Genomic DNA, 24,191 nt, shown 5'->3' on the forward strand with positions numbered 1-24,191 from the left:
ATTATATTCATTATGCAACTAATCAAGGAATTATGTGCGTAGAATTTCTTAAAGAGAATAAAACAGGAACAATAGACATAGATTTTAGTGATGAAGAGTTAAATAATATAAGTATGGGTTTATATGATAAAAATATCGAAGAAATGTATCATAGTATTAGATATTGTTATATTCCTTTAAAAAATAAAATAAGTATGTGGGATGAACTATTAGACTACAATATGTCTATCGAAGCTTTTTGTAATGTATTAAAAAAGTTCTCAGAAAAAGGCTTAATAGAATTCTTTGACGCACCTGATAAAATTAAAAAAGAGTTATTTTATAGGTCTAAAACTAAAGAAGAGTTATTAAATATAATTAAAAATACCAAAATAGATGTTGGTAAAGTAATATATGATATTAAAGAAAAAAGAATGCTTAATAAATATAGCCATCCTATACTTTTTTGGCACAAAAAAGAGTATAAATAGAGTGCAGTAGTGATTAGTAAAAGATGAAAAAATGTTATAAAATAATATAAATTATTTAGCAATCACAATATAATTAAGTTTAGTAGGCAAAAAAAACTTTAAATAATATAGGCAATAAAGTTATGATAAATAAAGAATACTTTAGTGTTTTAAATTAAAAAGCAACTAGAGATGTTTTAGATAATCTAAAGATTGTTTCTGGGGTTTGGATTACAGAACTTATATGTGGATATTATATTGAAGGACCTACTGATATAGGGTGGGCTAGTATAGGAGCGGTTTGTTCAAAACTATGTAGCGAAGAAGAGAGTAAATACATTAAATGTAATCAAAAATAACTATAACGATATAATTAATAGTTTTAAAAAATTAAACTATTATATAAATAAGGAATAAAATAATGAATTTAATTATTTATTTGTTAACTGCTATTGGTTTTTTTGCAATTATTATTTTTATAATAGTAGATTTTTTTGGTGGCTTTTTAGTATCTATCGGATATTTTATATATGGTTTAGAAGCTTTGCTCGGCAGGAAAATTGACCACAAACCAGGAAAAGCACCAGTTACAGATTTAGACTTTGGTTATATGTGGCTTATTGCCGGTATATTTTTTATATATGCTAGTGTTAGCATATTTCGTACTGCTATTAAATTTGAAAGTTATCCCCAGTTTTTGCGTTGTGTAGGTTGTGGTAAATTTTATAACTTTAGTGATGTAAAAGAAAATCCTATATGTAAAGCTTGTGGTGAAAAATTAGTAAAAGAAGATGAATACGAAAACGCTATTAATCAAAAAGAAGCAGAAAGACTAAGAGCAGAAAGAATAGCAAATGGCATAACAAAACTAAAAAATTAAAAAGAAAGGTAAAAAAGAATAGCATGGAAATAAAACAAAGGAAATCCAAATGATTAAAAATATTTTTATTTTGATAGTATCTATTATTATTTCAATAATAGGTATGATTAGCTTTCCTTTTATTTTTTTAAAATATGATTTAGAAAATTACTGGTTTGAGTATAAATTATTAGAAGGCGATAAGTATGCACCAAATATAGGTATAGGAAGCAAATATAGCTTTGACAATATGAATTTGTTTATATATTTTAAAGATAACAATAATATCAATAATGCTTTAAAATGTAGTCTTAAAATTTATCACCCAGATAACAATAAAATTCTTTATAATTTTAAAAATATAAATTATCTAAATAGTTGTAAAAATTTAGGTTTTAAAAGCTTAAATTTACCAGATAAAGAATATATAATGGAAATCGAATTTTATGATGAAAATAAAATAAGAAAATATAAGTTTTTATTAAAGCAAAAGTATAAAAAAAATACAGAATCTTTCTGGGAAGTTTTTATGCATGCTACTTAGGGAATTTAAATATGAAAACAATTATTATATTAAGTTTTAGTCTTGCTTGTTTTACATATACATTATGGTCATCCTTGGGAGTAGTATATCATTATTTTAAGACCATGGAAGTTGAAGTTTTTGAATTTAGACCTAGCTATATAAGTAGTGGTTTTGATAAATTAAATATGACTGTGGATTTATATGCTAAGCCGATAGTTAGAGATGATAAAGAAAAACAATATGCAACTTTATATATAAAATCTGATTTAATATATGATTTAAAACTAATAGAACCTGATACTAATAAAACAATTATAAGTATTGATGAAATCAGTGCATACTCTAATATAGAAATAGGAAAATTGCATTTAAATAAAACAAAATATTTGGCTGAAATTTATGTTAAAAATGAATTTGGCGAAAAAGAAAAATATACTATTATTTTTACGCCAAATATATATGCTAGATTTATGAGCAATAAAGAACGAAATTTATTGCAATTTTATAATTATTTTTAGATGGTTATTAAATGAAAATATTTAGATTATTATCAATAGAAATTAAAAAGCAAAAAATAAAAAAAATTGTTGTATTAGGTTTTAGCATTGTGTGTTTTATGTATACTATAGCTTCATCTTATATTATAGTAAAGTATTCTTCGGCTATAAGAGATATGAAAGTTTTTGAATTTAGACCAAATTATATAAGTAGTGGTTTTGATAAATTAAATATGACTGTGGATTTATATGCTAAGCCGGTAGTGAGCTATGATAAAGAAAAGCAATATGCAACTTTATATATAAAATCTGATTTAATATATGATTTAAAACTAATAGAACCTGATACTAATAAAACAATTATAAGTATTGATGAAATCAGTGCATATTCTGATATAGGAATAGGAAATTTATATTTAAATAAAACAAAATATTTGGCTGAAATTTATGTTAAAAATGAATTTGGCGAAAAAGAAAAATATACTATTATTTTTACGCCAAACATATATGTTATACCAACAAGGGATGTTTGGGAAGAACTGATGTATAGTTATTTTTTTAGTTATTATTTTTACTTAGTAAAATGAAAAAAATATAAAATTTTTATATATTTAATCATACTTTTATTTTTTCCTTATTTAGTCTTTGCTAATGATGTTATTATATATAATAATGCTTCTAAATCCAATCAACCCCAAATCACACTAGCAACCAAACAAACAATTCTTTCATTAATAACAGGAAATAGTGTAAATATTAACACAAACAATAACACCCACCTAAAAGGCTCACTAATAGCAGCTGGAAATTATGATAAAGATGGAAATTTTATAGATAATTCTAATAATAGCTTTGGTTCCGCAGCAAATGGAAATACCTTTGGAAGTGTTGTTAAAAGCCTTGGATATACATATAACAATCCCCATACTAAACCAGGCGATGCTGTAGCTTGGACTATAGGTGGAAATATTGGTGAAAAAAGTTCATATCTATACAATATAATAACACTTCCGACTATAATTATTACAGGGCCGTTATTATTTACAAAATATTCTCCCCATAGTTCGTATGATTGTTATGAATATAATGCTAATTGTGGATTTAATAATAAATTTAAGGATAAAAAATGAGAAAAGTACTATTAATATTAATAACATTATTATTTAGTGGTTGTATGTCAATATATTTGCCACCACCTTCACTAAAACCAGGAGAGGTAATAACTGAGAAATATATAAGCATTACTGTGCCAGAAAACCCAACCTATAAGTGGACGATGCCTGATTCTGGTAGCATATGGATCATAATTGGATTAGAATATCCTTTTGCCACACGAGTTAAACGAGCTAGAGGGCATGAAATAATTTTTGGCTTTTATGACATAAAAATATCCGAATCCTCTAATGCTAGTTTTGAAGATATTAAACAATTTACTAGAGAGGAGATAAGTGAGTTTATAAATCAGCGTAACAATTATATGGTAAGGCGTTATTATACTTATGTATCTAACGTAAAATGCATAGCTGAAATAGACAATTGGTTTAGATATTCTATACGTTGCCCTTATTATAACACTAAAGGTGATATTAATGCCATTATAATAAAAGCCGGTACATCTGCACCTATTAATTTAAAAAGTAGAGCTAGCTTTAAACCGGATTTAGAGATTATGATAAATAGTATAAAAATTCATGATATGGATATTGCCCGTATGAAAAAAGAAAATCGTTGGTTTGATAAAAAATTTAGCATAGATGATGAAAATCGTTTTGTTACGGAGTGGAGATCTAATCACGATGAATTTTTAAGATTCAAAGGTCTTGTAGATGAAGACTGGTTAAAATAATCAATTAGTCAATGTAAAAAATCAAATTTAAATTAAGGATGAAATATGAAAAAATTATTATTAGTATTGGTAATGTTATTATTGAGTGGTTGTATGGCATTAGATTCACGATATGGTTCGTATGATTGTTGGGATTATAATGCTAATTGTGGATATAAAGAATAAAAAAGCAAAAAAAAGGTTTATTTATAAAAAAGGAGATATTGTATGTTTATAGTAATGAGATTTTTAACTTTTTTATTTGTTATTTTTTTATTATCAGGATGTGAAATTTCAAAACAACAACCTGTAATAGAGTACGGGCCAAATACTCAAATAATTAATGATAATATTGCTATCACAACACCAAAAAGTTTTCCAGATGAAAAGTGGATAGATGAAAGTGGTATTAACGAAGGTTGGAACGATGAAGGAGATGTTAAAAAAGATATTTGGATTTCTAGATTTGACGAAAAAGAAAAGATTAGAATTACTCGTTATTTAGGTCCTTTATCATCAATAACTTCTAATAGATTTGCTGCACTAGAAAATAAAAAATTACTTAGTGAGTTTTATAGCAAGATTGATATTTTTACTATGCTTGAAAGTTACATTTTCCGCTCAAAAGCCTATTTTAATTACATAGCAAATTTGAAATGTATGGTTTTATATGAAGATGAACGCTCCTACGACGATATTTATTATAGAGTTCGTACCGACACTTTTGCGACTTGTCCTTATTATGATAAAAATGGGAATCAATCTTTTATTGTAGTAAATGCTAAAAATAGATATGATAAATTTTATGATAGAGAATACACTATGAATAAAGAGTATAGGCAAGATTTAAAAGCAGTTTTAGATAGTTTAATCATATATGATTTAGATATAGAAAAATCAAAAAAAGCAGGAATGTATGTTGAAAAACCATACGACATAAATGCAGAAGATAAGCCACTTGTAGAATGGACAAACCCAGAAAAGTTAGAAAAATGCATACATTTAAATTGCGAATAAGATGTTTTATATATTTAATCATATTTTTTGTTATTAGTTTAATCTTTATAAATTAAATATTAGGTAAAAAGGCTTTAAGCAATACATACAATAAAGTTATGATAAATAATTGCAATTTAGTATTAGAGTGGTTAGTTTTGTATCAAACAATATATTGAGAATGAATTTATTTAGCAAATAACTGATTTTATTAAATCTAATTGGTAAAAGTATAAAATCTTAAACAAAAAAATAACATTAAGGAATGATATGTTTTCTAGAATTTTTAATTTTTTAATTGGCATGATGTTTATTTTTTATGGTATTTTTGCATTAACTTTAAAAAAAATAAATACTAAGCCAGGTATGGCACCAATTACAGATTTAAACTTTGGTTATTTATGGCTTATTGCTGGATTTTTGCTTATTGGTTTTGGTGTGGCATTTTTATACCTTTCTTTTCGTTCTGAAAAAAGAATAAAAAACTATCCACTTTTTTTGCGTTGTGTAGGTTGTGGTAAATTTTATAACTTTAGTGATGTAAAAGAAAATCCTATATGTAAAGCTTGTGGTGAAAAATTAGTAAAAGAAGATGAATACGAAAACGCTATTAATCAAAAAGAAGCAGAAAGGCTAAGAGCAGAAAGAATAGCAAATGGCATAATAAAACCAAAAAAATCAAAAAGAAAGGTAAAAAGAAAATAATATAAAATTAATTTAGTGTAAAAAATATGTTATAAAAATAAATATATTTTAAATAAAAAATGATTATAAAAATAATAAATTAAATTACATGATAAATATGTAATTTTTATTAATATTATTAAAACTAATAATTATAAATTTCATTCGGCAAGTTATTATATTTGAAAAACAAGTGTAAAAATAATTTTATAATTAGCAAATTAAATATTTAAAATATTAGTAAATTTATACTATATATTTATAAGCAATGTGAAATATTATTAATTATTAAAATACTAAAAAAGAAACTTTTTATAAGTTTATTGCTAATAAATATTGATGATATTTTATTTTTTATATTAATTTTATTACAAATTCTCTAATTCAAAATACCATAAAATCGTGATTTTTTATATATTATAATTTTTATCTTATGAGATTATAAAAAAAATAATATTTGACTTATAATGTAATTTAGAATAATATTTTACTATTAATTTTTTATTTTAAGAAAAAAATAAAGATTAATACCAAAATTCTTATTTAAAGGAGTTTTATATGAATGAAGAAAAATTCAATAGGCGAGATTTCATAAAATCAGCTACTATTGGTGTTGGTGCAGTAGCAGCTAGCACAAGCCCTGTATCAATTATGGCAAGTGAGCTTAAAAAAAGTGGTAAAAATACTTCACTACCAAGCGTAGATGTTTTAGTTATCGGTTCTGGTGGTGCTGGTCTTAGAGCTGCTGTTGCGGTTAGAAAAAATCATCCAAATTTAAATGTTGTAGTAGTTAATAAAGGTATGCCATCACGAAATGCAACCTGTATGGCTGAAGGTGGGATTAATGGTGTGATTGATTTTGAAAATGGTGACTCAAACAAATTACACGCGTATGATACTGTTAAAGGTAGTGATTTTTTAGGCGATCAAGACGCAATTATTAAATTTGCACAAAAGGCTACCGAAGCAATTCACGAACTTGATTATGCAGGAATGCCTTTTAATAGACAACAAGATAAAACGGTTGCAAGGCGTTTTGCTGGTGGTGCAAAATATGAACGCTGTAATTATGCAGCCGATAAAACAGGCTCTATTATGATGCACACCTGTCTTGATGAAGCCATTACAAATGGTGTTAATTTCTTGCTTGACCATTACTTACTTGATATTGCGATTGATAATAATGAGTGTGAAGGTGTAGTTCTTTTAAATATGCAAACAGGAGATGTAGTGCCTGTATTAGCAAAATCAGTAGTTCTAGCAACAGGTGGTTATACTCGTGTGTTCTATAACCGCACTTCAACCCCATTTAATGCTAGTGGAGATGGAATTGCTGCAGCACTTAGAGCTGGACTTGCGTTTAAAGACCCTGAAATGCTTCAATTTCACCCAACAGGAGTTAGAAATGGTGGTGCATTAATTACTGAAGCGGCAAGAGGTCTTGGTGGAAAATTAATTAATAATAAAGGCGAACGCTTTATGAGTAAATACTCAAATCGTCTTGAGCTTGCTCCAAGAGATATTGTTTCTCGTTCAATTGAAAGTGAAATTCGTTTAGGCAATGGATTTGGAGAAGGAATGGGCTCTTATGTTCTTTTAGATGTTACACATTTAGGTGAAGAGCAAATTATGAATGAATTACCACAAATTCGTCATATTGGACTTTTATTTGAAGGTATAGATTTAGTAAAAGAACCAATTAAAATTCGTCCAACAGCACACTATTCAATGGGTGGTATAGAAATTGCAAAATTTGATGATATGAGTACTCATTTAGCAGGACTTTTTGCTGCAGGTGAGACAAGTTGTGCTTCAATTCACGGAGCAAATCGTCTAGGTGGAAATAGTTTAGCTGATGCGGCAGTTACAGGCAAACTTGCAGGTGAGGGTGCAGGTGAGTATGCAAATAAAAGACAAAATTATGGCTCTGGCAAACACGCTGAAGAATTAGCTCAAAAATGGAGAATTAAGCTAAAAGATATAACAAGTGGTAATTCAAAACCTAACGAGCTTTATGATTTAAGAGAAGAATTTGGACAATATAACTGGGATAATATGGGAATTTATAGAACAGGAGAAAAGCTTGAAAAACATATAAAAATCCTAGATGAGATTTGGGCTAAATATAATAATCTTAAAATTTCAAATCCAAATATGTTCTATAACACCGCTTTAATTGAGTATTTAGAATTTGGAAATCTCATTCTTTTAGCAAGATGTGCTTGTCTTGGTGCATTAAATAGAAAAGAAAGCCGTGGGGCTCATACTAGAGAAGATTATCCAACAAGAGATGATGAGAATTTCTTAAAACATAGCCTTGTTACTTTAAAAGATGACAAATTAAGCCTTAGTTATAAAGATGTAGTTATTACAGAATTTAAACCTGAAGAAAGGAAATACTAATGAAAATTTTAATTGATCGCTTTAATGGAGTTGATAAATTTGTTCAAGCATATGATTTAAGTATAGATGAAGTAAAGGGAAAAACGCTTTTAGCCTTATTACAACATATAAAACGCACTCAAGATATTTCACTAAATTTTACTTCGGCTTGTCGTATGGCGATTTGTGGTGCTTGTGGTGTGCGTGTGAATGGGCATTCATACCTTGCTTGTGATACTAAAATGGATGATTTATTAAAAGAATATGATAATCCTGAAAGCTTAAAAATCTCTCCTTTGGCAAATTTTAAAGTTCTTTCGGATTTAGTTGTAGATTGGGAGCCAAGTATTGAGAATTTAAGAAAAATAAAACCAACTATAACACCAAAAGAAGCATTTTCTGATAAAAAAGGTTGCGTGCAAACTCAAGCTGAAGTTGATGCTATTAAAAAACAATGGGATTGTATTTTATGTGGTTGTTGTGCTAGTGAATGTAATAAACTTGAAGCTGATTCAAGTGATTATATGGAACCATTTGTATTTACTCATGCATTTCGTGCTGCTTATGATTCACGCTCAAAAGATGCTTTAAAACACTTAAAACCATCTATTGCAAATGGTCTTTGGATGTGCGTTCATTGTCAAGAGTGTGCCGACCGCTGTCCTAAAGGAATTAGTGCTGCTGATGATATAGCAATGCTAAGAGTAATGGCTATGAAAAAAGGTTTAAAAGATGGCACAGGACCAGCTCACGCAGAAGCATTCTTAAAAGACTTAGAAGATACAGGTAGATTAAATGAGATTTATTTAGCACTTCGCTCTGAAGGTGTTTTAGCAAATACTACAAAAATAGATATTGCATACAATCTAATGAAAGCAGGTAAGATGAATCCATTACATATTTTTGGTGATGAAGAAATTGAAGGTCATGAAGATTTAGTAAAAATGATTGAAGCAGCTAGAGCTGCTAATAAGGAGTAAGTTATGCAACAAAAAGATTTCGCTTTTTTCCCTGGCTGTGTTTTAAGTCAAGCAGCTAAAGAATCAAAAATGTCATTAGAAGCAATAGCTCCAATACTAGGTATAACTTTACATGAGATTAAGGGTTGGAGTTGCTGTGGTGCATCTCAAGCACAAGATGTAGACCCAATAGCAGCACTTGTAGCAAATGCTAGAAATATAGCATTAGCTGAGAATATGAATATGCCAATGCTAACAACCTGTAGCACTTGTATGCTAACTTTAACTCGTGCAAAAGCTGCTTTAGATAAAGGTGCAAAAGACCGCATAAATGAATATTTAGCAAAAGGTAATATGAAATATCAAGGAAATAATGAAATAACAAGCCTTTTATGGATTTTGTATGAGAATTTAGATACCTTAAAATCAAAAGTTGTTAAGCCACTTTCTAATCTAAAAGTAGCTTTATTTTATGGTTGTCATAGTATTCGCCCTGAAAAATCATATAACGCAAAAGAAAGTTCAACTAATCCAAAAAGCTTTGAAGCTGTAGTTAGTGCGCTTGGTGCGACAATAGTTCCATTTGAAAAACGCTTAGATTGCTGTGGTTTTCACGCTAGTTATCCAGCAGTAAAATCGGTGCAAAAAATGTCATCTCAAATTGTTGGTAATGCTGATAAAAATGGTGCTGATTGCGTTGTTACACCTTGTCCGCTTTGTCAAATGCAGCTTGATATTTACCAAGAACGCTATCAAGATGCAATGGGTTCTGAAATTAGAAAGCCAATAATTCATCTTTCTCAATTAGTAGGATTAGCACTTGGTCTTAGCAACGAACAATTAGGACTTGATTTAAATATAATTGATGCTACAAAATTAGCATAATTTTAGGGGCTAAGCCCCTAATTCTTTTGCCATTTTTATAAACTCAAGCTCTAAATGTGAGAGTTTTTTATCTTTTTTATAAGCTATAACTAATGTTTTAATTAAATTATTATCCTTTATATTAAATAATTTTATTTTATCTTTTTTATCATCTTTTATTAATTCGCTAATAGTAAAAGTAGCACCAACACCACTTGCTACTATTGAATTTGCAATATCAAAAGTCTCAGTTTCGCATAAAATTTTAGGAATAAATTCATTGTTTTTAAACATTAAATCAATATCTAATCTACTTCTTTGAGAAGATTTTGGCAGAATAAATTTCTCATTTTTTAGTTCTTTGATTGATATTTCTGGCAATTCTTTATTTTTATATTTTAAAGATAATTCGTGTAAAGATGGCAGTGCTAGAAAAACATTGCTGCTTTTTATTATTTCATATTTTAAATATTTTATATCAAGCGGTAACACTAGCATTCCAAGGTCAATTTCATCATCATAAATCATTTGTTTGATTTTAAGCGTTGAAAAGATTTGAGAAATTTTAATACTAGCGTCGCTAAAACGCTTGCAAAATTGTGGTAAGAGATTTGGAATCATATTATAGCCATTTTGAGAAAAGGCAATGCGAATTTTACCTGTTTTAGCATTGTTTAGTGCTGAAATTTCAGTATCAAGCTCTGCTATCATATCTTTTATTAGATTTGCTTTTTTTAAATATATTTCTCCTGCTTCGGTTAAAGATATTGGATTTGTGTTTCTATTAAAAAGCGTGGTTTTTAGCTCATTTTCTAATGCAAAAATACTTTGAGATAATGATGGTTGTGGTATTTTAAGCTCATTTGCAGCCTTTGTAAAGCTTTGCAATTTTGCTACTTTTAAAAATAGTTGCATATGTCTAAAATTCATCTTTTATCCTAATTTAAATTCTTTATTTTTAATATAAATATTTTATATGTTATTTGGTAATAAAATAAAAAATAGCTTTATAAAATTTTTTACTTTTAAAATTTAAATCAGTTTATAGTGTAATAAATGAAGTTAAATTATCGAATAAAGATGGATGTTATTATATTAAGCAAGGGTGTGTTGCATTGCCAGAGCAAGATACACTTAAAATTTCATACAATAAATAAAAAATTATAAAGGAGGGAAAATCTATGAATGAAGAAATATCTACTAAAAATTTTAATTCTTTAACAGAAGCTAAGAAAAATGATGTAATTAATGAGCTTTACAAGCTAAGTAAGTATGAAAAAATTATTGAATTATTAACTTCTACTAAGTTAGAAAACCTAAGTGATAGTTTATTAAGTATGCTTGGGGGTGCATATAATAATTTAAATTTATTTTATGAGGCTATGAGGGTACTAGAATTAATCACAGAAGATAAAAGAGATGCAAAGTGGTATTATAGATATGGCTATTCTTATGCTTATAAAAATTTTCCAAATGATAGCGATGAAATTATAAAAGCCTTTCAAATGCTTGATAAAGCTTGTGAGTTAAGCCCTGATGATGAAATAAAAAACTGGTGTATAGAAATTATATTAGAAATGCATTTACAAAATCAATTAGAAAATTTAAAAGAAAATGTCCCAAATTTATACAAGCATTACATAAATTCTAATCATGATAATATAATTGATACGATGGGAGATAATTATGAATATTCGTCTATTATATCAGCACTCTTAATTGAAAATTATAAATTACAAGATGAGGATTTTGCAAGGTTAGATAAGATAGAAGGACTTAAACTTAAATATAAACATTTATCTAGTGATAATGATGGAGAGATGATTGTTTCATATGATGGAGTAGATTTTGTAATTAAATTTTTTAGTAAGCATTTTTTGCCAAAATCTTTACCAAACATACAAGCACAATACTTTAGCGAAGAAGAATACGAACAAATTTCTAATGCAAAATTTTCTTTTGATTTTATAATGAATTTTATAGGAAATCCACAAAAAGCATATCATTTACAACTTAAAATTATTGCTGCATTAATTCCTAAAATGGTTGCACTATATGATATAAGTGCTTATACACTATTAAATCGTAAGTGGGTAGAACTAGCCACTAACTCAAATATAGTTCCTTCAACCAACAACTTATATACAATTCATGCAGTTACTAATAATGATAAAGTATGGCTACATACACACGGGCTTAATAGATGTAATATACATGAAGTTGAAATATTAAATTTAAATAAAGAAGATTTTAACACTCATTACACATTACTTACAAGCTATGCTGATATATTGCTAAATGAATATAACAATTCTTTAGAATCACAAGATAATAAAAATATGCTAACAGAAGTTGATATGTTTAATATCGGTATTTTTGAAGATGAAAAGCCAATCATTGCAACCTCTATACCATTTAAAGATGTAAAACATTATCCAAAAGAAGCTCTAGGTCAAATTGCCGATAGAGAAGGGCATGATATGCATACGAACATACTTTTTTTATATGAAAACGAAAATGATGTAAAGAAAAATCGCTTAAGAAAAATTGATGAATTTGCAAAAAAACTTAATAATAATCCTATATTTTATATAAGTGATAAAGAAACAAAAAGAATGAGCTATTTAGCAAAGGAAAGATTTTCGTATGTTGAAAAAATTTTTAAAGCTAATAACAATATTAATGTGCTTATAAAACTTGGTCTAGCAACGATTGATGATGAAGGCAATATTGATAAAGAAAATCTTGAGCATATTTGGTTTGAATTGCTTTTCTTTGAAGATGAAGGATTTAGAGCAAGACTTACTCAAGAACCATACTATATTCCTAATATCCACGCAGGAGATGAGGGAAAATATTTTATAAGCGATATTACTGATTGGATAATTTATATAGATGAAAAAACAATAACTCCTGATACGGTGTATTTGCTTTAAGTAAAGGCTTGATGAGTAAATTTGATATAAAATAGGTATTTTGGCGATTAAAAATTATCATTTAAACTGTTAGAATAAAGATTAGAAAATGAAAAATCGGCACAATAATTATAAATTTTGGTATTAAATTTAATTAAAATAAGGAGATTTGCAAATATGAAAAAATATGCAAGTAAAGAAGAGTTAAAAAACGAAATTAATAATACCTTTAAAAAATATATCTTAGAATTTGATAATATACCTGAAATTTTAAAAGATAAAATTATTGATGGAGTTGATAGAAGTCCTGCTCAAAATCTAGCCTATCAACTTGGCTGGACGAGTTTGATTTTGAAATGGGAAAATGATGAAAAAATGGGACTTGTAGTAAAAACACCACATGATAAATTTAAATGGAACCAATTAGATAAGCTATATAAGTGGTTTGATGATACATATGCGGTTTTATCATTGCAAGAATTAAAGATTAGGCTAAATAAAAATATTGATTTAATTAATGTAATGATTGATTCTTTAAGCGATGAAGAATTATTTAATCCTCATATGAGAAAATGGGCTGATGAAGCTACCAAAACAGCGGTATGGGAAGTATATAAATTCATACACATAAATACTATTGCACCATTTAAAACTTTTAGAACAAAGATTAGAAAATGGAAAAAATCGGCGCTATAATTAATTAAAATAAAGAGGTTTGTAAATATGAAAATTACAAAACATTAGCTACAAAAATACAAAAAAGTAAAACACCTATTAATCTCGCCTATAAATTACTATAAACTTTTTGAAAAGTGATATAAACGGAAAAAATCTTTTTATACTAAATATGGGAAAAATAAATTTTATAGAAAATAAAATTTTAGCACAAGATTTGTTAGTACTTTTAAGCAAAGACAAAAAGCCTTATATTGTAGATATGATATAAATACACTTGTTATAGAACTTGAAAAAGATAATTGTTGCTACAAGAATGAAATTTAATGAAAATATACTCATAATTTATCATAAAACATTAATGAGCGATGAGAATTTAGATAATGTAGATAGCAATAGCATTTTTGGATTTATGGTTGATACTAGACTAGCTACTATTATTTATACTAAAACAAGAGATGCTTATTGTGATTTTGTTGATGACTGGCATAGTCAAAATGATGGCAAAAATATTTATGATGATTTTTTTTGCAAAAGAATTTAAAAAGAGCTATTTACAAAATCCAAAATTTCAAAGAGAAAGTGGCGATTGGATAAAATTTAAAATACCAAATACAAAATATTGTATGTTTAGTTCAATAAAGTTTTAAAGTTGGAATATATAAAGTATATTTTGGTTATGATGAAAATGAAAATTTATGTGATGTTGTAATAGAATATATTTTTTATAGTTAGAGAAGTATAAAGGAGATAAAAATAGCACGATTAGAAATATTATATGAAGATATTTTGAAATTTGATATTATATTGATGAATACAATTTTAAAAATGCATGAAAAAAATAATAAAGCTTGGAAAATATTTAATCAATTTTATAAAGACCCTGATAGTTATCCGATTAACAAAGAAGGATTTAAAACAAAAGATGGTATTAAATGCACTGTAGATGCTCTTATTTCAATTAATCGTATCTATGAATATGAAGGATTTAATGAAAAATTTATTGATACATTTTATAAATATAGGAAAATCCCAATTATATTTTTTCCTTGCGAAAAGGACGGTATAAATACTAGTAGATATAATAAATTTGGAGATAGAATAGATTATACTTTATTTGATTTAAAAAGATATTGTGATGGTAAAGAATGTAAACTTAAATCATCATACGAATTGCCAAAGACACAAAAATGGCTTAAATCATTTAATTATAATTTTGAAGATATTATAAAATGGATGAAAATAGATACAATATTTGTTGATAACAATAATAATATTTTTGATTTAGATAAAAATGATAAAACAATTATTAGTAATTATTGTGAGCGATATAACAAAAAGTGGGGGCGTCATTATTATGAAAATTTGAAAGCAAAAATTGATGAATTTATAAAAACAAAACAATAAAAAAATGATTTTATAATGGCTGTGTGAAAAATAAAAAATTAAACTAAAATAACTTTATGTTTAAAAAGAAGTTTAGGAAATTATACGGTTAGTCATTAATAATATTTATCATATATTTTGTTAATTTTTATTATGCAATAAAAAGCGAGCGAGATGAAATTTAACTATATTGCTTTTTTTTAAATACACTAATAAAAAATTAAAAAAATATAGCTAATATTTAAGTATGATATTTAGCAAAAATACATTATTTTTTAATTAAATTGATTAAGGTTTAAAAAATAAGGCTAAATGGAAATATTATTTGAATTTTTAAAAATACATTATCAGTTTGTATTAATTGGCGTAGGGCTAATAATTTTTATAAGCGCTTTGTGTAATTGGAAATGGATAATAAATCCAAATATAGGAGATAAAATAAGATATGCTTTCATATTTGCAATGTGGGGTGAGAAAGGATATCGAGTATTAATAGGATTTTTAGGGATTGTTTTAATTATTTGTGGTATTATTTTACTTAATTTGGGTTAAATTAAACTAGTGTATAAATTAATATCTACATATGAAAATTACATGATAGAAATTTTATAAATTTTGATGGCAATATTTATATATAAAAAATTGTTTAAATAGTAAAAAATCAAAGAAATTTTAAAATAAAGTTTTAAAGAAACAAGATAATAATGCTAAAGTGATTTATTTATCAATATCCTATTTTATTTATATACTTATGGAGAATTTGATACATTATTTACTTCATATGGATAGTAATACCATACTTTTTATTATTAGATGTTGGTTTTTAAAAGATGGAGTTAGATGATATTGTTATATTAAGCAAGGTGTTGCGTTTTGTTATGGTAAAATACTTTTAAAAATTTCATATAAAATAAAAAAATAAATTTGAGAATAAATATAAAGATATATTTAAAATTTATTCAAATTTTAAATATATTTTAATAGTTTTTTTTATAATAAATTTAGAAAAAATTTGTGTAAATTAATTTACAAATAGTTGCAAAAACGATTATTATAAACGCCTTTCTAATAAGAGCGGTGTTTATTTTTAATAAAACTTTAGCACCAAAAAATGCCCCTAAAATTCCTCCAATTCCCATTATTATACCTAGTTTAAATAGTATTTCATAAAAACTTATGAAAAAAATCAAAGAGCATATATTACTTGTTGTATTTAATAATTTTGTATTTACTGATGCTTGTTTTATATTTATTCCAAGTAGCATAATAAAGCCTAAAATCCAAAAAGAGCCAGTGCCAGGTCCTATGAAACCATCATAAAATCCTATTATAGTTCCAAATAATATCAAAAAAGAAACCTTAGACATTCTAGCTACTTGATTAACGCTACCTAAATTTGGTTTAAATATTGTATAAATAAAAACTAAAATTAATATTGCTAAAATAATTGGCATTATGTTGTCGTTTGGTATTTTTAGTATAGCAAATGCACCTAATATGGAAAATATTGCAGTAAATATTACACCTATATACATTTCTTTAAAATTTATTTGTTTTCTTAAAGAAAATAAAGCTGATAATGCCCCCATAGTGCCTTGTAGTTTATTTGTAGCTATTGCTAGTTGTGGTGGAACTCCAAGACCTAATATTATTGGTAATGATATTAGACCACCACCGCCTATTATAGCATCGATAAAACCGCCAATAAAAGCACCTAAAAAAGCAAAAATATATTCATAAATTGAAAATTCCATAACAAATCACCTTGAGTTTATTATAGATTATATTACTTATTTTTTAAATTTAAAAAATTAATGTAAGTATTTTTCTATTTCTTTTTTAAATTTTTTTATTTTTTCTTCAATATTATTTTCGTTAAAATATTCTAAATGTGCTAAATTTACATTAGTATATTCTTTTATAAATTCATCAGTTGATGGTATAATTTCGCCTATCATGACCACACAAACGATATTTAAGCCGTTTTCTTGCAAGGCTTTTATAGTTAAAATCGTGTGATTAATTGAACCTAAATAATAACGACTAGCTAAAATTACATCTTTTTTATTTTTTTTCATAAAATCAAGCATTGTATTGTTTTCGTCAATAGGGCAGTAAATTCCACCGGCTAATTCTATTATTAAATTATTATCATTAGGGACTTTTATATCATCCATTGAATAATAAATTTCATCATTTTTCATTGCAAAGTGTGGTGATGCAGGTGTGTATAAAAACATTCCATCATCGTAAATTTTAGTATTTGAAGAATATTTTTTTATGATATCAGCATCTCTTTCTTTACCGGCTTGAATTAATTTAAAATATGAAAAACCAAAAGCTTTGCATAATGCTACACCTAAGTGGCTTTTTCCAGCATCAGTATGAATTCCACATATATACATTATCTTTCCTTTATTAAAATGTTTTTTATTTTAAGGAGTTATTATGAATGAAATATTTTTATGTTCAATTTGCAATGTAAAAAGTGGAAATTGTAGCGAAGATTGTGCGTATTGTACTCAAAGTAAGCACTATCATACAGGCATTGAAACTTATGATTATAAGGATATTAATACTATTTTAAACGAAGCAAAAATAGCTAGTGAAGCTGGTGCTTTAGGATTTTGCCTTGTTACTTCTGGTCGTGGAATTGATAGTAAAAAGCTAGATTTTATTGCAAGAGCAGCAAGTGCTATTAAAGAAAGTGGCTTACATTTACACCTAATTGGCTGCAATGGAAGAGCTAGTTATAAGGATTTAGTATTTTTAAAAGAGTATGGAATAGATAGTTACAATCACAACCTAGAAACCGCCAAAAGCAATTTTAAAAATATCTGCACAACTCATACTTATGAAGAAAGATATGAAACTAATCAAAACGCTATAAATGCTGGGCTTGGCATTTGCTGTGGTGGGATTTTTGGCTTAGGCGAAAGCGATGAGCAAAGAGCTGAATTACTTGACGCTCTTGCGACTTTAAAGCCGCACACAAGTCCAATTAATTTTTATATAAAAAATGAAGCTTTAAAAATCAAGGCTAAAGAAATCACCAAAGAAGAAGCTATTAATATAATAAAACTTGCAAAAGAAAAACTACCAAATACAAGACTAATGGCTGCAGGTGGTAGAGAATTTGCATTTAAAGATGATTTTAAAGCTATGTTTGAAGCAGGGATAAACGCTATCGTGCTAGGAGATTATCTAACTACAAAAGGCGAAGAAAAACATAAAGATGTAGAACTCATCTTAAAAAGTGGCTATGAAGTAGCTAAGAGTTGCTAAAACGCCAAAATATTAGGATATAATTATCCTAATATTTTGGTGATTTGAAAATACTTTTTTGAATTTTATATACTATAAAATTTTATTTTAATGTTTTTATAATCAATATATTTTTTCACTACCATAATGTAGGTCTATTTTCATACCGATTTCTATCTGCTGTGCATCCATACCCAAGTTTGCCAAGCTTTGCTTTACATTATCGCCAAGACTTGTGATATTCATAAGCTTTTCATTTAGACTATTTATAGAGTTTTCTGCTTGTCCTTCATCTTTTGCAACTTGCAAAAATGCTGCACTTAAAACGGCACTTTCATTCGCACTAAGCCCAAACATTTTTGCATTTGCACTTATTTTACTTGTTAGCTGTGCTATGCTTTTAGCACTTGCACTAAATTTATTACTAAGTGTAAATATTTCATCTCCAAAACTTAAAGCATCTTTGCTATTTAGTTTAAAGTGAGTATTTAAAGTATTTAGCATATTATTAGTTTCTTCGGTGCTAAAGCCTAATGCCATTTGAAGCTTACTTGCTGTGTTTAAATACTCTTTTAAATCGTTTTTAGGAACACCCATTTTTGCTATGTTTTGCCCTAGATTTGCTAATTCGGAACTACTAATATTTACTTGATTACTAAGCTTTAAAAAGTATTCATTCATATCTTTTAGCCCTGCATTATCAAGCTTAGCAGCATTATTAAAATCAGCTAATGCACTCTCATAATCTCCAGCTAATTTAACAGGCACGGCTAATGCTCCAGCCTTAGCTATGTTTTTAGTTAAATCATCTTTAAAGGCTTGTAGTTTTTCTTTAGCAAGTCCAGCTTTTATATCTAAATTATTAAGCTTATTTATGCTTTTTGTTAGATTATTCATTTTATCAGTGCTAAGCTTTGCAATTTTACCTAGCTTTTCTAATCTTTCTTGCTGGGTCTTTAGCTTATCAAATCCGCCTAAGGCTAACTTTAGCCCTAAGCCAAACTGCATATCCATTAAGCTCTCCTTAAGTTTGTTTTATTTATAATGCCCTTTAATTTGTGTGTGATTGACGCAAAAAAGGGGCTTGTAGTTTAGGTTGGGTCTTGACTAAAGCTTTAAAAGGTCTAATCAGCCTTACATTAGTTAGCTTTCCCTACCCTGACATCCTTACTCATCATCAAACCTTAAACTATCCACTAGGTACCTACCTTTATCAGGTCTTAAAACAAGTTTATATCTTCTACCTAAAATACTATGTATAATGGTTTTACCTTTTTTCTTACTTTCTTTTACATCTATGCTACCTTCTTTAATAATTCTTTCTATTAGCGTATAATCAAGTGGAGTTATTTCAGTATGTTTTAAATGTGTTGCTATTTGATATTTATCTAAAAATACACTAGCTCCATTTAATTTAGCTACTTCTATAAATGCGTGTTCTCTTTTATCTTTAGCTTTTAGATTTTCAGTAATTATGCTTATTTTCTTTTTAAAAGCCTCGTTTATATCATCTTTTTGTTTTTGTGTTGGATTTGTTGTACCTAACTCTTTTAACTTTTGCTTTACAAAGGCTTCATATTTAGGCTTATATTCATCATAACTAGCTTTTAGCTCTTTATATAAGCTTTCTCTTTTTATATAATCTGTATAGGCATTATTCATAATCCTACGAGCTTGTTTTCTAAGGCTCTCATCTACGCTTTTTACTTTTTCAACTAAAACATTAAATAAAGCATTATTAGGCTCAATTGGATTATTATCAAACCCACGTGCAGCAGCATTTAATGAACTTCTTTTATCTTTTGCGTTTTCTTTATAGCCAAGTGCTTTAGCTTCATCAAGACTTAAAACCTGTGTTTTACACCTACAACCCCAGCCATTAGGCGGGTAATTGTTACGCCAAAAAGAATGCTCCTTAGGTAAAATAAGTCCGTGAAAGGCTTTGTGGCTATCCCTAACCCTATTATCCATAATTGCTACATATCTTAAGTAAGGCTTATCGCTAATTAGTTGTTTTTCATACCTAGCAAAGCTATATACTTGTCTTAGGTTTTGATTAAAAACAACTCTTAAATGATTTTTATGTAAGCCACTAGCGTTTTTAAGCTCTTCTACACAATCTTTAAAACTTGTGCCATTTAAATAAGCTTTTTTAAGTATGCTATGCATTCTTTTAAGTGTTTCAATTTCATTTATCCCACTTATTAAAAATGTGCGATTATATGCACTAAAGCGAAGTTTATCTAAATCATAATCTTTAGGTAATTTACCATCAAAGTATTTAATCACATCATCAGGACTTAGTTTAAAAATATTGCTTAAATCATTCATCGCTTAAGCCTTTTAAACTAATATTTGTTAAAACTTGAGCCATTATGTTTTCTAGCTTGTCTTGTTTTATACCTTGACTAAGTAGCTTATTCATAGCTTCTTCATAAGAATTTGAGTTTTCAAGGACTTTTAAAAATTGTTCTTGTAAATCCTTATCTAAATCATCACTAATTGCACTAAAATCATTACTTGAAGTTAAAGCATCTATATTATCAATTGGTTTATTTATTGCGTTTGGAAAGGCTTTTGAAACGCTGTTGCAATCATCTTGTAATGGTGTAAATTTGGTTTGTGTAGATTGATTATTTGCATACATTAAGCTTATATCTCTTTTAGTTCCACTAACCCCGTAAGTTTCTTTTATATAGTTTTCATCAAAATCAAAACCCATATTATAAATTATGCTATCACGCTGAGCTAGTTCGCTTTTTATATCGTTAATAGGTTCTAGTTCTGCATACAATTCGCCTTGATAGTTATTTATCTCTTTAAAATGCTCTAAAACTTTATTTATTACAAATAAAAGTAAGTTTAAATCAGCATTTGCTAAATCTTTTCTAACATCATTGTGGGTTTCAGCAGCTGCGAAGCTTCCACCTTCAACTTGAGATGATAAATTACCACCTAAAATTACAGAGCGAATGCAATTATCAAGAAAATTCACAAGATTATGAAAATCGCTTTGCGTGCTTGTAGGTTGAATTAGTGATATTTCTTCATCCACATCAATTACAGCTGTATCACCGCTAAGCATTTAGTAAGGTTGCAAGAATACATACGAAAAAAACTATTAATTAAAATATATTAATCTTTTTTTATGAGTTTAATTCTTATATACTTATTTATAATTCTTTCATTTTTTACTTTTTATTATATTTTTTAATAACTTAAAGTTGTGTTATAATATTGTGTTTAAATTTTATATTATTTTATAAATAATAAAAACACAAATTAATATTAATTTATATGTCTTTTAAAATTTATTTAAAACCTTATTATGTGATGTTTTGTATGTATAATTAGTAAAATATAAATTTAATCAAAAAAGCATATACTTAAGATTTTATAAAACAATATAATTTTTTAGTACAGCAAATTTAATATGTATTAAGTTGAATTTTTTAAGTTGTTTGAGTGGATATTAAAGCCAATTTTTGACAAATTAAGTGATAAACCTTAATTTGTCAATTTTTTTAAGAAAAAGCTATATCAAGTGCTTGTTTTATGTCACTAATTATATCATTTTCATTTTCTATTCCAACTGATATTCTAATTAATCCTTCGCTAACACCAGCAGCTTTTAATTCTACAGGACTTAATTGTCTATGTGTATGGCTTGCTGGATGTAGAGCACAAGATTTTGCATCAGCTACATGCGTTGCTATACTAATTAGCTTTAAAGAATCAAGGAATTTAATAGTTTTTTCTTTATTAGCGTTTAATTCAAAACTAATAACACCACATATTCCATTAGGTAAATATTTTTTAGCCAAATCGTAATATTTTGAACTAGGCAACATAGGGCAATTTACACTTTTGATTCTTTTATCACCTTCTAAAAATTTAGCTACAGCTAAAGCATTATCAGAATGTTTTTTTATCCTAAGTGGTAAGCTTTCAATATGAGTTCCTAGCATATAAGCGTTATTTGCACTATTACAAGCACCAATATCTCTCATTAATTGAACTATCATTTTAACAAGGTAAGCAATATTTCCAAATTGTTTAGTGTATATTAATCCATGATAACTTTCATCAGGTTCGCAAAGTTCAGCAAAGCGAACTTTATCGCATTCCCAATTAAATTTACCACTATCAATAACTACACCACATATTAAACTTGAATGTCCGTCTAAATATTTTGTAGCTGAATGAATTACTATATCAGCTCCATATTTTATTGGTTGGCAATTAATTGGTGTAGGAAATGTATTATCAATTACTAAAGGTAGATTATTTTCGTGTGCAACTTTAGCAAAACGCTCTATATCAAGAATTGCTAAGCTAGGATTTGATACTGTTTCAGCATAGATTAGCTTTGTATTAGGTTGTATAGCTTTTTTTATTTCATCGTTTGTGCTATTCACGCTTAAAAAAGTTGATTCTATACCAAATTTTTTTAAAGTTACTGCTATTAAATTATAAGTTCCGCCATATACTTCATTTGTACATATTAAATGATCTCCAGCTTTACATAAATTTACAATAGCATAAAAAATAGCAGCTTGTCCACTAGATGTTAAAATTCCAGCTGCTCCACCTTCTAATTTTGTTATTCTAGCTGCTACATGATCACAAGTTGGATTTCCTACTCTAGAATAAAAATATCCACTCTCAGCTAAATCAAATAATCTTCCCATTTGTTCTGTACTTTCATATTTAAAAGTAGTAGATGGGATAATAGGGATTTGTCTACTTTCGCCATTTTTAGGTGAATACCCTCCGTGAATACAATTTGTTTCTAATTGATACATTTATTACTCCTTTGTTAAATAATAAGCGATAGTTTAGCTAAATAGTTAATAAAATTTAGTATTTTTATAATTAATTTATTAATTTTTTAAAAATTAGTGTAAAAAAGTAACTAGGAGTATAAATGCCATTGAATATTAAGACAAATTTACCTGCAATAAAATTATTATTAGAAAATGAAAATATATTTGTAATGGATGAATTAAGAGCTAGTAGTCAAGATATTAGACCACTTGAAATATTAATTTTAAATTTAATGCCTGTTAAAGAAGATACTGAATTAGAATTATTAAGAATGTTATCAAATTCACCAATTCAAGCAAATATTGAGCTTTTAAGGATAAAATCTCATAATAGCAAAAATACAGAACAAAGCCATTTAAATAGTCATTATGTTGTATTTGATGAGATAAAGCATAGAAAATTTGATGGAATGATAATAACAGGCGCACCTATAGAACATTTAGAATTTGAAGAGGTTAAATATATTGATGAATTAAGAGAAATTTTGCAGTGGAGTAGGGCTAATGTTTATAGTGTATTTCATATTTGTTACGGTGCAATGTTAGGGCTTTATCATCATTATGGTATAAAAAAAATAGCGTTAAAACATAAATTAAGTGGTGTATATTGGCATAGTATTTGTGACAAAAAGGAGCCATTATTACGAGGGATGGATGATGTTTTTTTAGTTCCACATTCAAGAAATTCAAGTATTAACGAAGAACAAGTTATAAATTGTAAAGATTTAGATATATTATCTAAGAGTGATATGGCAGGGTTATGTTTGATAGCTAGTAAAAATCGTAGGCTTATATTTGTCTTAGGTCATCCTGAATATTCTAGACATACTTTAGATAGTGAATACAAAAGAGATTTAAATAAGGGATTAAATCCAAGCATACCATATAATTATTATCCAGATAATAATCCTAATAATGCACCACTACTTACTTGGAGGGCTGCTTCAAATTGTATTTATATTAATTGGCTAAATTATTATGTATATCAAGCTACACAATATGATTTATCTAAAATTAATGAAAAAACTGAATCTTTTTCTTAATATGAGTAATTTTGTAACAAATATTTAAAAATGTTACAAAA

General features: G+C 27.1%; 25 protein-coding genes. 18 read left to right on the forward strand and 7 right to left on the reverse strand.

The window, feature by feature from the left end; genetic code table 11:
- From NY022_RS00005 to sdhE, 11 genes are all read left to right on the forward strand, one after another.
- The coding region (locus NY022_RS00005) for a hypothetical protein (protein ID WP_267522975.1) at positions 1 to 470 on the forward strand (470 nt) is incomplete at its 5' end.
- Between the two features lie 400 nt (positions 471 to 870).
- Positions 871 to 1,329 carry a hypothetical protein gene (locus NY022_RS00010; RefSeq protein WP_267522976.1) on the forward strand — a complete coding sequence of 153 codons (459 nt, stop codon included), beginning with the start codon at positions 871 to 873 and terminating at the stop codon, positions 1,327 to 1,329.
- Positions 1,330 to 1,378: 49 nt separating this feature from the next.
- On the forward strand, positions 1,379 to 1,852 hold the full coding sequence (locus tag NY022_RS00015; protein WP_267522977.1) for a hypothetical protein: 474 nt from the start codon (positions 1,379 to 1,381) through the stop codon (positions 1,850 to 1,852).
- An 11-nt stretch (positions 1,853 to 1,863) separates the two neighbouring features.
- On the forward strand, positions 1,864 to 2,352 hold the full coding sequence (locus tag NY022_RS00020) for a hypothetical protein (protein ID WP_267522978.1): 489 nt from the start codon (positions 1,864 to 1,866) through the stop codon (positions 2,350 to 2,352).
- An 11-nt stretch (positions 2,353 to 2,363) separates the two neighbouring features.
- The gene (locus NY022_RS00025; protein ID WP_267522979.1) at positions 2,364 to 2,918 is read left to right on the forward strand and encodes a hypothetical protein; all 555 of its coding nucleotides are present in this window, start codon (positions 2,364 to 2,366) and stop codon (positions 2,916 to 2,918) included.
- Positions 2,919 to 3,457: 539 nt separating this feature from the next.
- Positions 3,458 to 4,177, forward strand: a complete 720-nt coding sequence (locus NY022_RS00030) for a hypothetical protein (protein ID WP_267522980.1) — start codon at positions 3,458 to 3,460, stop codon at positions 4,175 to 4,177.
- Between the two features lie 207 nt (positions 4,178 to 4,384).
- Positions 4,385 to 5,173: a hypothetical protein gene (locus NY022_RS00035; RefSeq protein WP_267522981.1), complete on the forward strand. Its 789-nt coding sequence runs from the start codon at positions 4,385 to 4,387 to the stop codon at positions 5,171 to 5,173.
- A 249-nt stretch (positions 5,174 to 5,422) separates the two neighbouring features.
- Positions 5,423 to 5,857 carry a hypothetical protein gene (locus NY022_RS00040; RefSeq protein ID WP_267522982.1) on the forward strand — a complete coding sequence of 145 codons (435 nt, stop codon included), beginning with the start codon at positions 5,423 to 5,425 and terminating at the stop codon, positions 5,855 to 5,857.
- Positions 5,858 to 6,394: 537 nt separating this feature from the next.
- Positions 6,395 to 8,239: an 8-methylmenaquinol:fumarate reductase flavoprotein subunit gene (gene sdhA / locus NY022_RS00045; protein ID WP_239803559.1), complete on the forward strand. Its 1,845-nt coding sequence runs from the start codon at positions 6,395 to 6,397 to the stop codon at positions 8,237 to 8,239.
- Positions 8,239 to 9,198, forward strand: a complete 960-nt coding sequence (gene sdhB, locus NY022_RS00050) for an 8-methylmenaquinol:fumarate reductase iron-sulfur subunit (protein WP_214117140.1) — start codon at positions 8,239 to 8,241, stop codon at positions 9,196 to 9,198. The genes sdhA and sdhB overlap by 1 nt, the downstream gene beginning before the upstream one ends.
- A 3-nt stretch (positions 9,199 to 9,201) precedes the next feature.
- A complete protein-coding gene (gene sdhE, locus NY022_RS00055; RefSeq protein ID WP_267522983.1) occupies positions 9,202 to 10,062 on the forward strand; it encodes an 8-methylmenaquinol:fumarate reductase membrane anchor subunit in 861 nt (286 codons plus the stop codon).
- A gap of 9 nt (positions 10,063 to 10,071) precedes the next feature.
- Here sdhE and NY022_RS00060 read toward each other — a convergent pair whose 3' ends face one another.
- A complete protein-coding gene (locus NY022_RS00060; protein WP_267522984.1) occupies positions 10,072 to 10,971 on the reverse strand; it encodes a LysR family transcriptional regulator in 900 nt (299 codons plus the stop codon).
- 251 nt (positions 10,972 to 11,222) lie between these two features.
- On the opposite strand from NY022_RS00060, the gene NY022_RS00065 reads away from it, so the two are divergent.
- From NY022_RS00065 to NY022_RS00085, 5 genes are all read left to right on the forward strand, one after another.
- On the forward strand, positions 11,223 to 12,977 hold the full coding sequence (locus NY022_RS00065; protein WP_267522985.1) for a DUF4026 domain-containing protein: 1,755 nt from the start codon (positions 11,223 to 11,225) through the stop codon (positions 12,975 to 12,977).
- 156 nt (positions 12,978 to 13,133) lie between these two features.
- The gene (locus NY022_RS00070; RefSeq protein ID WP_267522986.1) at positions 13,134 to 13,652 is read left to right on the forward strand and encodes a ClbS/DfsB family four-helix bundle protein; all 519 of its coding nucleotides are present in this window, start codon (positions 13,134 to 13,136) and stop codon (positions 13,650 to 13,652) included.
- A gap of 268 nt (positions 13,653 to 13,920) precedes the next feature.
- Entirely contained in the window at positions 13,921 to 14,175 is a 255-nt protein-coding gene (locus NY022_RS00075; protein ID WP_267522987.1) for a DUF4241 domain-containing protein, read from the forward strand.
- Between the two features lie 266 nt (positions 14,176 to 14,441).
- Positions 14,442 to 15,038 carry a hypothetical protein gene (locus tag NY022_RS00080; protein WP_267522988.1) on the forward strand — a complete coding sequence of 199 codons (597 nt, stop codon included), beginning with the start codon at positions 14,442 to 14,444 and terminating at the stop codon, positions 15,036 to 15,038.
- 291 nt (positions 15,039 to 15,329) lie between these two features.
- The gene (locus NY022_RS00085) at positions 15,330 to 15,569 is read left to right on the forward strand and encodes an immunity 17 family protein (protein WP_267522989.1); all 240 of its coding nucleotides are present in this window, start codon (positions 15,330 to 15,332) and stop codon (positions 15,567 to 15,569) included.
- Between the two features lie 449 nt (positions 15,570 to 16,018).
- On the opposite strand, the gene NY022_RS00090 is transcribed toward NY022_RS00085, so the two are convergent.
- Positions 16,019 to 16,771, reverse strand: coding sequence for a TSUP family transporter (locus tag NY022_RS00090; RefSeq protein ID WP_267522990.1), 753 nt, complete (start codon positions 16,769 to 16,771; stop codon positions 16,019 to 16,021).
- Positions 16,772 to 16,828: 57 nt separating this feature from the next.
- The gene (gene bioD / locus NY022_RS00095) at positions 16,829 to 17,422 is read right to left on the reverse strand and encodes an ATP-dependent dethiobiotin synthetase BioD (RefSeq protein ID WP_267522991.1); all 594 of its coding nucleotides are present in this window, start codon (positions 17,420 to 17,422) and stop codon (positions 16,829 to 16,831) included.
- 43 nt (positions 17,423 to 17,465) lie between these two features.
- Between bioD and NY022_RS00100 the strand changes: the two genes are divergently transcribed.
- On the forward strand, positions 17,466 to 18,302 hold the full coding sequence (locus NY022_RS00100; RefSeq protein WP_267522992.1) for a biotin synthase: 837 nt from the start codon (positions 17,466 to 17,468) through the stop codon (positions 18,300 to 18,302).
- A 102-nt stretch (positions 18,303 to 18,404) separates the two neighbouring features.
- Here the strand turns inward: NY022_RS00100 and NY022_RS00105 are convergent, their stop codons facing one another.
- The 4 genes from NY022_RS00105 to NY022_RS00120 form a co-directional block, all read right to left on the reverse strand.
- Positions 18,405 to 19,295, reverse strand: a complete 891-nt coding sequence (locus NY022_RS00105; protein WP_267522993.1) for a phage tail tape measure protein — start codon at positions 19,293 to 19,295, stop codon at positions 18,405 to 18,407.
- Between the two features lie 153 nt (positions 19,296 to 19,448).
- Complete coding sequence (locus NY022_RS00110; RefSeq protein WP_267522994.1) at positions 19,449 to 20,612, reverse strand: phage minor head protein; 1,164 nt, start codon at positions 20,610 to 20,612, stop codon at positions 19,449 to 19,451.
- On the reverse strand, positions 20,605 to 21,366 hold the full coding sequence (locus NY022_RS00115) for a phage portal protein family protein (RefSeq protein ID WP_267522995.1): 762 nt from the start codon (positions 21,364 to 21,366) through the stop codon (positions 20,605 to 20,607). The genes NY022_RS00110 and NY022_RS00115 overlap by 8 nt, the downstream gene beginning before the upstream one ends.
- Before the next feature lie 439 nt (positions 21,367 to 21,805).
- Positions 21,806 to 23,086, reverse strand: coding sequence for an O-acetylhomoserine aminocarboxypropyltransferase/cysteine synthase family protein (locus tag NY022_RS00120; RefSeq protein ID WP_267522996.1), 1,281 nt, complete (start codon positions 23,084 to 23,086; stop codon positions 21,806 to 21,808).
- A 122-nt stretch (positions 23,087 to 23,208) separates the two neighbouring features.
- Here NY022_RS00120 and NY022_RS00125 point away from each other — a divergent pair, with 122 nt between their 5' ends.
- Positions 23,209 to 24,150, forward strand: coding sequence for a homoserine O-succinyltransferase (locus tag NY022_RS00125; RefSeq protein ID WP_267522997.1), 942 nt, complete (start codon positions 23,209 to 23,211; stop codon positions 24,148 to 24,150).
- Positions 24,151 to 24,191 lie beyond the last annotated feature (41 nt).

The sequence above is a fragment of the Campylobacter sp. MG1 genome (assembly GCF_026616895.1).
In the GTDB taxonomy this organism is placed as follows: Bacteria; Campylobacterota; Campylobacteria; order Campylobacterales; family Campylobacteraceae; genus Campylobacter_E.

Coding starts and splice junctions, on each gene's coding strand:
- NY022_RS00035 (WP_267522981.1), top strand. CDS start 4,385: ATGTTTATAGTAATGAGATTTTTAACTTTTTTATTTGTTATTTTTTTA.
- sdhA (WP_239803559.1), top strand. CDS start 6,395: ATGAATGAAGAAAAATTCAATAGGCGAGATTTCATAAAATCAGCTACT.
- NY022_RS00070 (WP_267522986.1), top strand. CDS start 13,134: ATGAAAAAATATGCAAGTAAAGAAGAGTTAAAAAACGAAATTAATAAT.
- NY022_RS00125 (WP_267522997.1), top strand. CDS start 23,209: ATGCCATTGAATATTAAGACAAATTTACCTGCAATAAAATTATTATTA.
- NY022_RS00015 (WP_267522977.1), top strand. CDS start 1,379: ATGATTAAAAATATTTTTATTTTGATAGTATCTATTATTATTTCAATA.
- NY022_RS00010 (WP_267522976.1), top strand. CDS start 871: ATGAATTTAATTATTTATTTGTTAACTGCTATTGGTTTTTTTGCAATT.
- NY022_RS00105 (WP_267522993.1), bottom strand. CDS start 19,295: ATGGATATGCAGTTTGGCTTAGGGCTAAAGTTAGCCTTAGGCGGATTT.
- sdhB (WP_214117140.1), top strand. CDS start 8,239: ATGAAAATTTTAATTGATCGCTTTAATGGAGTTGATAAATTTGTTCAA.
- NY022_RS00085 (WP_267522989.1), top strand. CDS start 15,330: ATGGAAATATTATTTGAATTTTTAAAAATACATTATCAGTTTGTATTA.
- NY022_RS00020 (WP_267522978.1), top strand. CDS start 1,864: ATGAAAACAATTATTATATTAAGTTTTAGTCTTGCTTGTTTTACATAT.
- NY022_RS00040 (WP_267522982.1), top strand. CDS start 5,423: ATGTTTTCTAGAATTTTTAATTTTTTAATTGGCATGATGTTTATTTTT.
- NY022_RS00080 (WP_267522988.1), top strand. CDS start 14,442: ATGAATACAATTTTAAAAATGCATGAAAAAAATAATAAAGCTTGGAAA.
- NY022_RS00030 (WP_267522980.1), top strand. CDS start 3,458: ATGAGAAAAGTACTATTAATATTAATAACATTATTATTTAGTGGTTGT.
- NY022_RS00060 (WP_267522984.1), bottom strand. CDS start 10,971: ATGAATTTTAGACATATGCAACTATTTTTAAAAGTAGCAAAATTGCAA.
- NY022_RS00025 (WP_267522979.1), top strand. CDS start 2,364: ATGAAAATATTTAGATTATTATCAATAGAAATTAAAAAGCAAAAAATA.
- NY022_RS00115 (WP_267522995.1), bottom strand. CDS start 21,366: ATGCTTAGCGGTGATACAGCTGTAATTGATGTGGATGAAGAAATATCA.
- NY022_RS00110 (WP_267522994.1), bottom strand. CDS start 20,612: ATGAATGATTTAAGCAATATTTTTAAACTAAGTCCTGATGATGTGATT.
- sdhE (WP_267522983.1), top strand. CDS start 9,202: ATGCAACAAAAAGATTTCGCTTTTTTCCCTGGCTGTGTTTTAAGTCAA.
- NY022_RS00090 (WP_267522990.1), bottom strand. CDS start 16,771: ATGGAATTTTCAATTTATGAATATATTTTTGCTTTTTTAGGTGCTTTT.
- NY022_RS00120 (WP_267522996.1), bottom strand. CDS start 23,086: ATGTATCAATTAGAAACAAATTGTATTCACGGAGGGTATTCACCTAAA.
- bioD (WP_267522991.1), bottom strand. CDS start 17,422: ATGTATATATGTGGAATTCATACTGATGCTGGAAAAAGCCACTTAGGT.
- NY022_RS00100 (WP_267522992.1), top strand. CDS start 17,466: ATGAATGAAATATTTTTATGTTCAATTTGCAATGTAAAAAGTGGAAAT.
- NY022_RS00065 (WP_267522985.1), top strand. CDS start 11,223: ATGAATGAAGAAATATCTACTAAAAATTTTAATTCTTTAACAGAAGCT.